At 70.0% G+C, this 13,546-nt stretch carries 10 protein-coding genes; 7 read left to right on the top strand and 3 right to left on the bottom strand.

The window, feature by feature from the left end:
• The 4 genes from FGF04_RS40210 to holA all read left to right on the top strand — a co-directional run.
• Positions 1-345: arylamine N-acetyltransferase (locus FGF04_RS40210; protein ID WP_188114219.1), on the top strand; the 345-nt coding region annotated here is incomplete at its 5' end.
• Positions 346-515: 170 nt separating this feature from the next.
• A complete protein-coding gene (locus FGF04_RS25735; protein WP_149513618.1) occupies positions 516-1,394 on the top strand; it encodes a YceI family protein in 879 nt (292 codons plus the stop codon).
• Positions 1,395-1,458: 64 nt separating this feature from the next.
• On the top strand, positions 1,459-1,704 hold the full coding sequence (locus FGF04_RS25730) for a hypothetical protein (RefSeq protein ID WP_149513617.1): 246 nt from the start codon (positions 1,459-1,461) through the stop codon (positions 1,702-1,704).
• A 102-nt stretch (positions 1,705-1,806) separates the two neighbouring features.
• Complete coding sequence (gene holA / locus FGF04_RS25725) at positions 1,807-2,793, top strand: DNA polymerase III subunit delta (protein ID WP_188114218.1); 987 nt, start codon at positions 1,807-1,809, stop codon at positions 2,791-2,793.
• Positions 2,794-3,183: 390 nt separating this feature from the next.
• Here holA and rpsT read toward each other — a convergent pair whose 3' ends face one another.
• Positions 3,184-3,450, bottom strand: a complete 267-nt coding sequence (gene rpsT, locus FGF04_RS25720) for a 30S ribosomal protein S20 (protein ID WP_103553320.1) — start codon at positions 3,448-3,450, stop codon at positions 3,184-3,186.
• Positions 3,451-3,692: 242 nt separating this feature from the next.
• On the opposite strand from rpsT, the gene lepA reads away from it, so the two are divergent.
• Entirely contained in the window at positions 3,693-5,567 is a 1,875-nt protein-coding gene (gene lepA, locus FGF04_RS25715; protein WP_149513615.1) for a translation elongation factor 4, read from the top strand.
• A 249-nt stretch (positions 5,568-5,816) separates the two neighbouring features.
• On the top strand, positions 5,817-7,727 hold the full coding sequence (locus tag FGF04_RS25710; protein ID WP_149513614.1) for an AMP-dependent synthetase/ligase: 1,911 nt from the start codon (positions 5,817-5,819) through the stop codon (positions 7,725-7,727).
• A 163-nt stretch (positions 7,728-7,890) separates the two neighbouring features.
• Here the strand turns inward: FGF04_RS25710 and FGF04_RS25705 are convergent, their stop codons facing one another.
• Together FGF04_RS25705 and FGF04_RS25700 are read right to left on the bottom strand one after the other, a co-directional pair.
• The gene (locus FGF04_RS25705) at positions 7,891-8,475 is read right to left on the bottom strand and encodes a response regulator (protein ID WP_149513613.1); all 585 of its coding nucleotides are present in this window, start codon (positions 8,473-8,475) and stop codon (positions 7,891-7,893) included.
• An 18-nt stretch (positions 8,476-8,493) separates the two neighbouring features.
• Positions 8,494-12,672, bottom strand: coding sequence for a HAMP domain-containing protein (locus tag FGF04_RS25700; protein ID WP_235882489.1), 4,179 nt, complete (start codon positions 12,670-12,672; stop codon positions 8,494-8,496).
• Positions 12,673-12,952: 280 nt separating this feature from the next.
• On the opposite strand from FGF04_RS25700, the gene FGF04_RS25695 reads away from it, so the two are divergent.
• A partial coding sequence (locus tag FGF04_RS25695; RefSeq protein ID WP_188114217.1) for an ATP-binding protein occupies positions 12,953-13,546 on the top strand: 594 nt, incomplete at its 3' end.

Below are 13,546 nucleotides of genomic sequence, written 5' to 3'. Positions count from 1 at the left end.
GTGCGGGGGAGCGCGGGGGAGTTCGGGGACCTGGAGGTGGTGTGGGACGGCAGGTCGAGGTACCGGCTGGAGACGAGGCCGCGGGTGCTGGGGGACTTCGTGGCCGGCGCCTGGTGGCACAGCACCTCGCCCGCCTCGCACTTCACGCGGTCACCGGTCTGCTCGCGGGTGACCGAGGACGGCGGGCGGGTCACGCTCAGCGGGCGCACCCTGACGGTCACGGACCCCGGGGGCGGCAAGGAGACGGTGGAACTGGCCACGGACGAGGAGGTGCTGGCGGCGTACCGGGAGCGGTTCGGGGTCGTGCTGGAGCGCGTCCCGGCCGTCCGGAAGGAGGACGCCTGAGGGAAGAAGAGAAGCGGAACGGCCAATTCGGGCTACTCGTGCGTAGTACCAGCACATGCGCTGGTTTGCTGCGATGTAGTCGTCTGTTGCCTCGAAAGTCGCATCGGTGGTCGAATACCTCCCCGACGACGTGTGTTTTCACAGGGTGTTGACACGAGGGTGGGTCGCAGATGGTCGGCAGCTGGCGGGGAAACCGTACGAACCGGGCACAGGCGGGCAACCTCGCCACGGTGTCGATGCCGGCCGGGGCCGGAGCGCTCGGATGCCGGGTCCTCGACCCGGACGACCAGCCGGTGCCGGACGCGGAGTTCGTGGTCACGGACACCGCGGGGCGCAAGGTGGTCGGCGGGGAGCTGGATCCGTTCGGGTCGTTCCTGGTGACGGTCCCCGCCGGTGAGTACCGGCTCGCGGTGTCGGCGGAGGGGCACGCGCCGTACCGGGCGAACGTCACGGTGCCGGGGAACGAGGTGGCGGAGCTCGGCGACGTGACGCTGAACCCCGCCAGACCGCCCGCGTTACCCGGGCCGGGGGACTGGGAGATAGAGCCGACCCATTCCTCGATCGGCTTCACCGCGCGGCACATCGGGCTGGCCCGGGTGCGGGGCCGGTTCAACACCTTCGCGGGGATCGTCCGGGTGGGCGAGAGCATGGAGCAGTCGGCCATGCACGTGGTGATCGACGCCGCGTCGATCGACACCAACGTCAGGATGCGGGACGGGCACCTGAGGTCCGCGGACTTCCTGGACGTGGACCGGTTCCCGACGATCGAGTTCTACAGCGACCGGTTCACGCACCGGGGCGGCAGCAGGTGGGGGGTCGCCGGGGCGCTGTCGCTGCACGGGGTGACGCGGACGGTCACGCTCGACACCGAGTACCTCGGGGTCGGCAACGGCGCGGCGGGCGAGGTGCGGGCAGCCTGCCGGGCCACCACCGAGCTGCGACGCGACGACTTCACGATGAGCTGGCAGTCGATGCTCGCGAAGGGCATCGCCATGGTCGGCACGAGCATCACGGTCGACCTGGACATCCAGATCGTGCCCAAGGGCTGACCACCGGCCGGCCCGCGGGGGATCCCCGGTGCGGGATCGCGCCCCGGTGCCGGAAAATGGGCGGGTGAGCGACGTGAGACATGTACTGGTGCTGCCCGACCGCGATGCCGCGCACGAGGCGGCGGAAGCCCTCGGGGAACGGTTCGCCCTCGACGAGGAGCCGCAGCTCGTCCGGGATGCCCTGGCCGGCGAGGACGACGCCGAGGACGCCCAGTGGCTGCTCGTGCTGCGGGACGAGCACGGGCGGCTGGACGCGGGCGAGCTGGACGAGTTCGCGGGGGAGTGGGAGGGGTGGCGCGAGGAGCCGTAGAGGCCCCGCGACCGGCCTCGCGGCCTGAGCCCGTCGGTGCGGCCCGGTGCCCAGTTCCGTTGTCGGGGCCCGTTGTCGGTGGTGCGTGGGATGCTTGGCGCGATGGCCAGGAACTCTGCACCCGACAATCCCCTCGCTCCCGTCACGGTCGCCGTGGGGCAGGAGGATCTCCTGCTCGACCGTGCCGTGCAGGAGGTGGTCGCCGCCGCGCGCGCGGCCGACGCGGACACCGACGTACGGGACCTCACCTCGGACCAGTTGCAGCCGGGCACGCTCGCCGAGCTGACCAGCCCCTCGCTCTTCGCCGAGCGCAAGGTCGTCGTGGTGCGGGGCGCGCAGGATCTGTCGGCGGACACGGTCAAGGACGTGAAGGCGTACCTGGGCGCTCCGGCCGAGGAGATCACGCTCGTGCTGCTGCACGCGGGAGGGGCCAAGGGCAAGGGCCTGCTCGACGCCGCGCGCAAGGCGGGCGCGCGCGAGGTCGCCTGCCCGAAGATGACGAAGCCGGCGGACCGGCTGGCCTTCGTGCGGAGCGAGTTCCGGGCGCTGGGCCGGTCGGCGACACCGGAGGCGTGCCAGGCGCTGGTCGACTCGATCGGGAGCGATCTGCGGGAGCTGGCCTCCGCGGTGACGCAGCTCGCCGCGGACGTCGAGGGCACCATCGACGAGGCGGTCGTCGGGCGGTACTACACCGGCCGGGCCGAGGCCTCCAGCTTCACGGTGGCCGACCGGGCGGTCGAGGGGCGGGCGGCGGAGGCCCTGGAGGCGCTGCGGTGGTCCCTGTCGACCGGGGTCGCGCCCGTGATGATCACGAGCGCGCTGGCGCAGGGGGTGCGGGCCATCGGCAAGCTGTCCTCCGCGCGGGGTGGCCGGCCGGCCGATCTGGCGCGGGAGCTGGGGATGCCGCCCTGGAAGATCGACCGGGTCCGGCAGCAGATGCGGGGGTGGACGCCCGATGGGGTCTCCGTCGCGCTGCGGGCGGTCGCCGAGGCGGATGCGGGGGTGAAGGGGGGTGGTGACGATGCGGAGTATGCGCTGGAGAAGGCGGTCGTCGCCATCGCCCGGGCTGCGCGGGCTCGGCGGGGCTAGCCCTTCGCCTGGCCGGCGCCGGCCGTCCGACCGGCCCGCCGTCGGGCACGGCGCCGGCCCTGGGGGTCGGCCGGCCCCCTCAAGCCGTTCCTCGCCGGCGTGACCCTGGGGGCTGCGCCCCCAGACCCCCCTGTCGCGCTGCGCGCTCGTCCTCAAACGCCGGACGGGCTGAAAAATTCGCGGATGGGCTGAAAGCAAAGACGAGCCCCGGTCGCCGCCCTGCTGGAGGGTGGCGACCGGGGCTCGGTTCACGCTGGGGACTCGTACCCGCGTGGCGAACGCAGTCGCGTACGAGTCGGGGTGCCGGTCGGGAGCGGAGAGAGAGGGCCCGCTCGGGTCCTTCCGGCGTTCAAGCCGGTCCGAGCCGTTGCTCGAACCACTGGCAGACGATCAGCCCTGGAGGGAGGCGACCTTCGAAGCAAGCGCCGACTTCTTGTTGGCGGCCTGGTTCTTGTGGATGACGCCCTTGGAGACGGCCTTGTCCAGCTTCCGCGACGCCTCGCGCGCGGCAACCGTGGCCTTCTCGACGTCACCCGCGGCAGCGGCCTCGCGGGCCTTGCGGATCGCGGTCTTCAGGGAGGACTTGACGGCCTTGTTGCGCAGCCGAGCCTTCTCGTTGGTCTTGATCCGCTTGATCTGGGACTTGATGTTCGCCACGAAATGAGCCTTCTCAGGTTCAGGCGCACGGGACGAGAGGTCTCGCGCGCCGGTGATTTCTCTTAACCGAATGGTGCGTGTCCTGCGTGTCCCCTGCAGAGAGGGCATGAGACACAGCTGTCCACGGTAGCAGTGACACCGCGGACGGCCCAAACCGGTCGCACGCCGCCGCCCGTGGGACCATGGAGCCTACGTATCGATCCGACCCGAGGCGACAGGCGCCTCAAGAGACAGGACCTTGCGTGCCCGCGATCCCTAACAATGTGCCCGAGCCGAGCCGTACCGCCCCGGGGCTGATCCGCAACTTCTGCATCATCGCGCACATCGACCACGGCAAGTCGACGCTCGCCGACCGGATGCTCCAGCTGACCGGGGTGGTCGAGCAGCGGCAGATGCGTGCTCAGTACCTCGACCGCATGGACATCGAGCGCGAGCGCGGCATCACGATCAAGTCCCAGGCGGTGCGACTGCCCTGGGCCCCGACCTCCGGGGACAGCAAGGGCGACACCCACATCCTCAACATGATCGACACCCCCGGGCACGTCGACTTCACGTACGAGGTGTCGCGGTCGCTCGCCGCCTGCGAGGGCACGGTCCTGCTCGTCGACGCCGCCCAGGGCATCGAGGCCCAGACCCTCGCCAACCTCTACCTGGCGATGGAGAACGACCTCACCATCGTCCCGGTGCTTAACAAGATCGACCTGCCGGCCGCGCAGCCCGAGAAGTTCTCCGAGGAGCTGGCGAACCTCATCGGCTGCCAGCCGGAGGACGTGCTCAAGGTCTCGGCGAAGACCGGCGTCGGGGTCGATGCACTGCTGGACCGGGTCGTGCGGGATGTTCCGGCTCCGGTCGGTGTCGCGGACGCTCCCGCCCGCGCGATGATCTTCGACTCGGTCTACGACTCCTACCGCGGCGTGGTCACCTACGTCCGTGTGGTCGACGGGCAGCTCAACAAGCGCGAGCGCATCAAGATGATGTCGACCGGCGCCACGCACGAACTCCTTGAGATCGGCGTCTCGTCCCCCGAGATGACCCCGGCCGACGGCATCGGCGTCGGCGAGGTGGGCTACATCATCACCGGCGTGAAGGACGTCCGCCAGTCCAAGGTCGGCGACACGATCACCAGCAAGGAGAAGGGCGCGACCGAGGCCCTCGGCGGGTACAAGGACCCGAAGCCGATGGTCTTCTCCGGCCTGTATCCGCTGGACGGCTCGGACTACCCCGACCTGCGCGAGGCGCTGGACAAGCTCCAGCTCAACGACGCGGCCCTGGTCTACGAGCCCGAGACCTCCGCGGCCCTCGGCTTCGGCTTCCGCGTCGGCTTCCTCGGCCTGCTGCACCTCGACGTCATCCGGGAGCGCCTGGAGCGCGAGTTCAACCTCGAACTCATCGCCACCGCGCCCAACGTGGTCTACCGCGTGATCATGGAGGACGGGAAGGAGCACACGGTCACCAACCCGAGCGAGTTCCCCGAGGGCAAGATCGACAAGGTCTTCGAGCCGGTCGTGCGGGCCACGATCCTCGCCCCCAGCGAGTTCATCGGCTCGATCATGGAGCTCTGCCAGACCCGTCGCGGCACGCTGCTCGGCATGGACTACCTCTCCGAGGACCGCGTCGAGATCCGCTACACGCTGCCCCTCGCCGAGATCGTCTTCGACTTCTTCGACAACCTGAAGTCCAAGACCCGCGGCTACGCCTCCCTGGACTACGAGCCCACCGGCGAGCAGGACGCCTCGCTGGTGAAGGTCGACATCCTGCTGCACGGCGACCGGGTCGACGCGTTCTCCGCGGTCACGCACAAGGACGCGGCGTACGCGTACGGCGTGCGGCTCGTGGCGAAGCTGCGCGAGCTGATCCCGCGCCAGGCCTTCGAGATCCCCGTCCAGGCGGCCATCGGCTCCCGGGTGATCGCCCGCGAGACCATCCGCGCCATCCGCAAGGACGTCCTCGCCAAGTGCTACGGCGGTGACATCTCCCGCAAGCGGAAGCTCCTGGAGAAGCAGAAGGAGGGCAAGAAGCGGATGAAGATGGTGGGCTCCGTGGAGGTTCCGCAAGAGGCCTTCATCGCCGTGCTGTCCAGCGACGACAACGGCGGCGCCGGCAAGGGGAAGAAGTAGCCTCCAGCAACTACCGGGCCTGGCCCGAAATCATGGGCCCGTCGCGCCGGTGCGCGGCGGGCCCGCGGTGTCGACGCACAGCCCCGTTGTGCCCACGCTCTGTGCAAAGTGACAGGCCGCCGCCCCTTACGCACCGGGCGGACGGGCTTTACGCTGATCACCACTCGACGTTACTCGCGAGTTAAACAACGACCGCAGCCAACCGCAACGAGCCGGTCACACGCGCTGTCGCGGGCCCCGGAGGATGTCGTGAGCGACACACAGACCCTGATCGAGAACCGTCCGCCGTCCGTGGCGGCCCTCTTCCTGGAGCGCGTGGCGGCCACGCCGGACGCCGAGGCGTACCGCTATCCGGTACCCGCCGCCTCGGGCGAGGGCCCCGACGACTGGAAGTCGCTGAGCTGGGCGCAGGCGGCCGACCGGGTCTACGCGATCGCGGCCGGTCTGATCGAGCTGGGCGTGCGGCCGGAGGAGCGGGTCGCGCTGGCCTCCTCTACCCGGGTCGAGTGGATCCTCGCCGACCTCGCCATCATGTGCGCCGGCGCCGCGACCACCACCGTGTACCCGTCGACCAAGTCGGACGAGTCGGCGTTCATCCTCTCCGACTCGGGGAGCAGGGTGCTGATCGCGGAGGACGCGGAGCAGCTCGCCAAGGCCCGCGAGAAGCGCGCCGAGCTGCCCGAGCTCGCCCATGTGGTCGTCATCGACCCGGCCGGTGTCGGGACCGGAACCGGTGCCGGCGAGGCCGAGGGTGAGGCCGAGGGCGACTGGGTGATCGGCCTCGCCGAGCTGGAGCGGCGCGGCGCGGCGTACCTGGAGAAGAACCCCGACCTGATCAAGGCGAAGGTCGGGGCGATCACCAAGGACCAGCTCGCCACCCTCATCTACACCTCCGGCACCACCGGCCGCCCCAAGGGCGTCCGGCTGCCGCACGACAACTGGTCGTACATGGCGAAGGCCATCGCCGCGACCGGTCTGGTCGGCAAGGACGACGTCCAGTACCTGTGGCTGCCCCTCGCGCACGTCTTCGGCAAGGTGCTCACCTCCGGCCAGATCGAGGTCGGGCACGTCACCGCGGTCGACGGCCGCGTCGACAAGATCATCGAGAACCTGCCGGTCGTGCAGCCGACATACATGGCGGCCGTGCCGCGCATCTTCGAGAAGGTCTACAACGGGGTCGCGGCCAAGGCCCGGGCCGGCGGCGGCGCCAAGTACAAGATCTTCCAGTGGGCGGCCGGGGTCGGCCGCGAGTACGCGAAGGTCACCCAGGACAACTTCCGCCGCACCGGTGTGGCCTCCGCGCCCTTCCCGCTGGCCACCAAGCACAAGCTCGCGGACACCCTCGTCTTCGGCAAGATCCGCGAGGCCTTCGGCGGCCGGCTGCGCGCCTGCGTCTCCGGCAGCGCGGCCCTCGCCCCCGAGATCGGCTACTTCTTCGCGGGCGCCGGCATCCACATCCTGGAGGGGTACGGGCTCACGGAGTCCTCCGCGGCCTCCTTCGTGAACCCCGGCGAGGCGTACCGCACGGGCACGGTCGGCAAGCCGCTGCCCGGCACCGAGGTGCGCATCGCGGACGACGGCGAGATCCTGCTGCGCGGCCCCGGCATCATGGAGGGCTACCACGGGCTGCCGGAGAAGACCGCCGAGGTGCTGGAGTCCGACGGCTGGTTCCACACCGGGGACATCGGCGAGCTGTCCGCGGACGGCTACCTGCGCATCACCGACCGCAAGAAGGACCTCATCAAGACGTCCGGCGGCAAGTACATCGCGCCCGCCGAGGTCGAGGGCCAGTTCAAGGCGGTCTGCCCCTACGTCTCCAACATCCTGGTGCACGGCGCCGACCGGAACTTCTGCACCGCGCTCATCGCCCTCGACGAGCCGTCCATCCTGGGCTGGGCCGAGGACAACGGCCTGTCCGGCAAGTCGTACGCCGAGGTCGTCGCCCACCCCACGACGGTCGCGCTGATCGACGACTACGTCAGGACGCTCAACGAGGGCCTCCAGCGCTGGCAGACCATCAAGAAGTTCAAGCTCCTGCCCCGCGACCTCGACATCGAGCACGGCGAACTGACCCCGAGCCTCAAGCTCAAGCGCCCGGTAGTGGAACGCGAGTACGGCCACCTGATCGACGAGATGTACGCGGGCACACGCGAGGCGTAAGAGCCTTTCAGGGGCGCGGGGAACTGCGCGACCAGCCCCCACGCACCCGCACCCTGCGACGGACCGTCACGCCGGTTAACCACGCACCCGCACCCCGCCGTGGACCGTCACGCGGGTACACGAAGGGCGCGCCCCTCCGGGCGCGCCCCCGCGGGGGACGGGGTCACAGACCCCGTCCCCTGCGCATCTCGCGCAGCAGGTCCTCCATGTGGCGCACGTGCCGCCGCAGATCGGCCGCGTCGGCCACACCCCCGGCCGCCAGGTGCCTCTCGATCGCCCGCAGCCGGTCGGCCAGCTCATCGAACTGCGCCTGCTCGCGGGCGAGTATCCGCTCCAGCTGGCGGTTCTTGCGGTGCAGGTCGAGGAAGACGGTCACCTTGGCGCGCAGCACCCAGGGATCGAACGGCTTGGTGAGATAGTCGGCGGCTCCGGTGGCGTACCCCCGGAACGCGTAGCCCGCGTCGGAGTCCGTGCCGGTCAGGAAGATGATCGGTACGTCCTTGGTCTGGTCGAGCCGCTTGATGTTCGCAGCGGTCTCGAACCCGTCCATGCCCGGCATCCGGATGTCGAGCAGGACGACCGCGAACCGCTGCCGCAGCAGCGCCTTCATCGCCTCCTCACCCGAACGGGCACGTACGAGCGGTTCGTTGAGGGACCCCAGGACGGCCTCCAGCGCCACCAGGTTGTCCTCCATGTCGTCGACAAGGAGGATGCTGGCGCGCTCGTCGGTCGATGCCTCAGTGCTCATGGTGATCGATTGCCTGCCTCATTCTTCGGTCGGTGGGACGGCGGGCTCCGCCGGTGTGCCGGCTCCCGCGACGACGCCCGCGGCGGAGCGCTCCTGCTCCGGCGCGTCCTGTTCCTGCGCCTCCTGCCCGTCGGCGTCGGGTCCCTCGGGGTCAAGGAGGGCGCAGACGACGGTCAGCAGCTGATCGACGTCCACCGGCTTGGGTACGTAGTCGTTCGCACCGCGCGCGATGGACTTCTCGCGGTCGCCCGGCATCGCCTTGGCGGTGAGGGCGACGATGGGCAGTCCGGCCCAGCGCGGGGTGCGGCGGATGACGGAGATGGTCTCGTACCCGTCCATCTCCGGCATCATGATGTCCATCAGGACGAGTTCGACGTCGGAATTGCGCTCCAGGGACTCGATGCCCTCCCGGCCGTTCTCCGCGTACAGGACCGGCATGCCGACCCGGCCCAGGACGTGGGTGAGCGCGAAGACGTTGCGGATGTCGTCGTCCACGATCAGCACCCGCCGCCCGGGCAGGACCTGCCCCGCGCGGCCCGTCCGCCACTCCTCCAGTTTGGTGGGCGCGGGCCAGCTGTCGTCCTGGTCGTGGATGCTGAAGGGTTCCTCCGACATCTGCTCGGGCAGGAGCAGCGCCCGGTCCTCGGCGCCGGACCCGGCCGGGTGTCCAGGGCTGACGACCGGCACGTACAGCGTGAAGGTGGAGCCCTTGCCCGGCCTGCTCTCGGCGATGATGCGGCCGCCCAGCAGGCCCGCGATCTCCCGGCTGATCGACAGGCCGAGGCCCGTGCCGCCGTACTTGCGGTTCGTCGTGCCGTCGGCCTGCTGGAACGCCTCGAAGATCACGGGGAGCTTCTCCGCGGCGATGCCGATGCCGGTGTCGGAGACGGCGAACGCGATCACGTCGTCGTTGCCGTCCCGGGTGAAGTGGGGTTCGGGGGCCTGGACGCGGGTGACACGCAGCTCGACCCGGCCCGACGCGGTGAACTTGATCGCGTTCGACAGGAGGTTGCGCAGGACCTGCTGGATCCGCTGCTCGTCGGAGAACATCTCGCGCGGTACGTCCTCGCCGACCGTCACCTCGAAGGCCAGGCCCCGGTCGATGGTGAGCGGGCGGAACGTGGCGTGCACGTAGTCGAGCAGCTTGATCAGCGGCAGCTTCTTGGGGCGTACGTCCATCCGGCCGGCCTCGATCTTCGAGAGGTCGAGGATGTCGTTGATGAGCTGAAGGAGGTCCGAGCCCGAGCGGTGGATCGTCGCCGCGAACTGCACCTCCTGGTCCGAGAGGTGGCCGTCCGGGTTGTCGGAGAGCAGCCGGGCGAGGATCAGCAGCGAGTTGAGCGGGGTGCGCAGCTCGTGCGACATGTTCGCCAGGAACTCCGACTTGTACTGCGAGGAGGTCGCCAGCAGGGCCGCCTTCTCCTCCAGTTCGGCGTTCGAGCGCTGCAGCTCGGCCTGCTGCAGCTGGAGCTCGTCGGAGCGGTCCTGGAGCTGGACGGCCAGGCGCTGGGACTCGCCGAGCAGGGACTCCGTGCGGGAGTTGGCGATGATGGTGTTGATCGCGACGCCGATGGTGTTCACGAACTGGTCGAAGAACGCCAGGTGGACGTCGGAGAACCGGGAGAACGAGGCGAGCTCGATCACACCGAGCAGCTTGTCCTCGAAGGGGATCGGGATGATGACGACGCTCGCGGGGGCCGCCTCGCCGAGACCGCTGTTGATCTTGATGTAGTCCGGCGGGGCCTCCTCCACCAGGATCCGCTTCTTCTCGCGCGCGGCCTGCCGCACGAGTCCGTGCACCGGCATGCTCACCGTGTCGACCGTCGAGCTCTGCGCCGATCCGTACCCGGCGATGAAGGCGAGGCCCTTGGTGGGCAGCGCCGTCTGCTGGGTCGCCTTGTCCTCCTCCGGGTCGGCCAGGTAGAAGGCGCCGTACTGCGCGTTCACCAGCGGGGTCAGTTCGCGCAGGATCAGGTCGGCGACCTCCATCAGGTCCCGGTGGCCCTGCATGAGCGCGGCGAGCCGGGCGAGGTTCGACTCCAGCCAGTCCTTGGCGCGGGTGGTCTCGCGGAGGTTGGCCACCATCAGGTTGATGTTGTCCTTGAGCTCGTCGACCTCGCCCTGGGTCTCCACCGTGATGGAGCGGGACATGTCGCCCTGGGCCACCGCGGACGCCACCTCGGCGATCGCGCGGACCTGGGTGGTGAGGTTGGACGCCAGCTCGTTCACGTTCGTCGTCAGGCGCTTCCAGGTGCCGTACACGCCCTCGACCCGGGCCTGCCCGCCGAGCCGGCCCTCGGAGCCCACCTCGCGCGCCACCCGGGTGACCTCGGAGGAGAACGACGACAGCGTGTCCACCATCGTGTTGATGGTGCTCTTCAGCTCCAGGATCTCGCCGCGCGCGTCGACGTCGATCTTCTTCGACAGGTCGCCCTGCGCCACCGCGGTGGCGACCTGCGCGATGTTGCGGACCTGCGAGGTGAGGTTGTCCGCCATGTAGTTGACGTTGTCGGTGAGGTCCCGCCACACCCCGGACACGCCGAGCACCTGGGCCCGCCCGCCGAGCCGCCCGTCGGTGCCCACCTCGCGCGCCACCCGGGTCACCTCGTCGGCGAAGGCGCGCAGCTGCTCGACCATCGTGTTGACGGTGTCCTTCAGCTCCAGGATCTCGCCGCGCGCGTCGACGGTGATCTTCTTGGAGAGGTCGCCGTTGGCGACGGCCGTGGTCACCTGGGCAATGTTCCTCACCTGCGAGGTGAGGTTCAGCGCCATGAAGTTGACGTTGTCGGTGAGGTCCTTCCAGACGCCGGACACGCCGCGCACCTGGGCCTGCCCGCCGAGGTTGCCCTCGGTGCCGACCTCGCGGGCGACGCGGGTGACCTCGTCGGCGAAGGCGGAGAGCTGGTCGACCATGGTGTTGATCGTCGACTTCAGCTCCAGGATCTCGCCCTTCGCCTCGACGGTGATCTTCTTGCCGAGGTCGCCCTGCGCCACGGCCGTCGACACCAGCGCGATGTTGCGGACCTGGGAGGTGAGGTTGTCCGCCATGAAGTTGACGTTGTCGGTGAGGTCCTTCCAGACGCCGGACACGCCCCGGACCTGGGCCCGGCCGCCGAGGTTGCCCTCGGTGCCGACCTCGCGGGCGACGCGGGTGACCTCGTCGGCGAAGGCGGAGAGCTGGTCGACCATGGTGTTGATCGTCGACTTCAGCTCCAGGATCTCGCCCTGGGCGCCGACGGTGATCTTCTGGCTCAGGTCGCCGTTGGCCACGGCCGTGGTCACCTGGGCGATGTTCCTCACCTGCGAGGTGAGGTTCGACGCCATGAAGTTGACGTTGTCGGTGAGGTCCTTCCAGACGCCGGACACGCCGCGCACCTGGGCCCGGCCGCCCAGCTCGCCCATCGTGCCGACCTCGCGGGCGACGCGGGTGACCTCGTCGGCGAAGGCGGAGAGCTGGTCGACCATCGTGTTCACGGTCAGCTTCAGTTCGAGCAGCTCACCGGTCGCCTCGACCGTCACCGTGCGGGTCAGGTCGCCGCGCGCCACCGCCGTGGTCACCAGCGCGATGTCACGCACCTGGGCGGTCAGCCGGGACGCCATCGTGTTGACGGCCTCGGTGACGTCCCGCCAGCTCCCCGAGAGGCCGGACACCTTGGCGCGGCCGCCCAGCCGCCCCTCCGTGCCGACCTCGCGCGCCACCCGGGTCACCTCGCCCGTGAAGAGTGACAACTGGTCGACCATCTTGTTGACCGCCTGTCCCAGACGGCGCAGATCGCCGCGGAGCTGACGGTTCCCGTCGTGCAGGTCGACGCGCTGCGTCAGGTCGCCGCCCGCCACGGCGTCGAGGACGCGCGCCGCGTTGGCGGCCGGCGCCACCAGGGCGTCGAGCAGCTGGTTCACGTCGTTCACACGGGTCGTCCAGTGGCCCTGGCCGGGGCTCGCGGAGAGCCGTTCGTCCAGCCGGCCGTGGCGCACGATCTCGCGGCGCACGCGCTGGGCCTCGGAGTTGAAGTGCACACTCCGGTCCAGGATCTGGTTGAACATCGCCCCCAGTTCGGCGGCCATCCCGTGTCCCGCCTCGGGCACCCGGTTGAAGTCGCCGTCCCGGGCGGACGTCATGGCGGCGAGCAGGGGACGCAGGTCGGACACCCGGACGTATGCATCGTCGAGCACGCGCATAGCACTGTTCTCACTCATGGAGGCCCACTTCGGTAACTCGGTGCTTATGGGCGTGGCCAGTCTGTCACTGTGGCGGCATCGCCTGAGGCGTATTCGTCCGAACTGCTCAGGGAGACGCACAGTGGGCGCCATTCCGACGCAACGGGAGTCCGAGTCCCGTGCTCCTGACACCACGGTACGCCCGCACGCGGTGGCGCGTACCTCATTGCCGGGTAACCCTTTCGCGCCGGGTGCGGCGCGTAGATTCGTCCGTTCGGCCCTTGCGGGATGGACCGAACTCGTCCTGCCCGGCGAGGAGTTGATCACCGACCGGCTCGTCGGCGACGCGCTGGTGGTCGTCAGCGAACTCGTGACGAACGCGGTGGTGCACGCCGGCACGGACGTCGAACTGCTGTGCCGTCTCGACAGCTGTTCCCAGGAGTGCCCGGTGATCGCCCCGGGCAGCACGGGCACCGGGGGCACCACGTCCGGCGACGCGTCCGGGGCCGCGTCCGCCGCCGGGCGGGCCCTGGTTGTGGAGGTCTCCGACCACCACCCCGAGCGCGTCGTGCGCGACGACGGCACCGAGCGCCCGCACGACTCCGTCGAGTACGGCCGCGGTCTGCGGCTCGTCTCCGGACTCTCCGAAGCCTGGGGCATCACCTACCGCAGCGGCGCCAAGACCGTGTGGGCACGGCTGCCCCTCGACGACACCGAGGGCCGCTCCGGTGACCCGGCGTCCGCCGGGGGGACCCAGGACGCGGAAACGTTGCACGGAGGACCCCGGGACGGAGAAGCGCAGGACGGAGGAGCGCAGAAGGGAGGAGCGCGGAACGGGACAGCGCAGAACGGGAAGGCGCAGGACGGGAGGGCACGCGACGGGAAGGCGCGGAACGGGGGTACGGACGGCGGG

The organism is Streptomyces apricus (assembly GCF_008369065.1).
Classification (GTDB): Bacteria; Actinomycetota; Actinomycetes; order Streptomycetales; family Streptomycetaceae; genus Streptomyces; species Streptomyces apricus.
Note: the sequence above shows the minus strand (reverse complement) of the source record. Positions and strands in the feature narration are given on the sequence as shown.

Coding starts and splice junctions, on each gene's coding strand:
- FGF04_RS25735 (WP_149513618.1), top strand. CDS start 516: ATGGTCGGCAGCTGGCGGGGAAACCGTACGAACCGGGCACAGGCGGGC.
- holA (WP_188114218.1), top strand. CDS start 1,807: ATGGCCAGGAACTCTGCACCCGACAATCCCCTCGCTCCCGTCACGGTC.
- FGF04_RS25705 (WP_149513613.1), bottom strand. CDS start 8,475: ATGAGCACTGAGGCATCGACCGACGAGCGCGCCAGCATCCTCCTTGTC.
- FGF04_RS25700 (WP_235882489.1), bottom strand. CDS start 12,672: ATGAGTGAGAACAGTGCTATGCGCGTGCTCGACGATGCATACGTCCGG.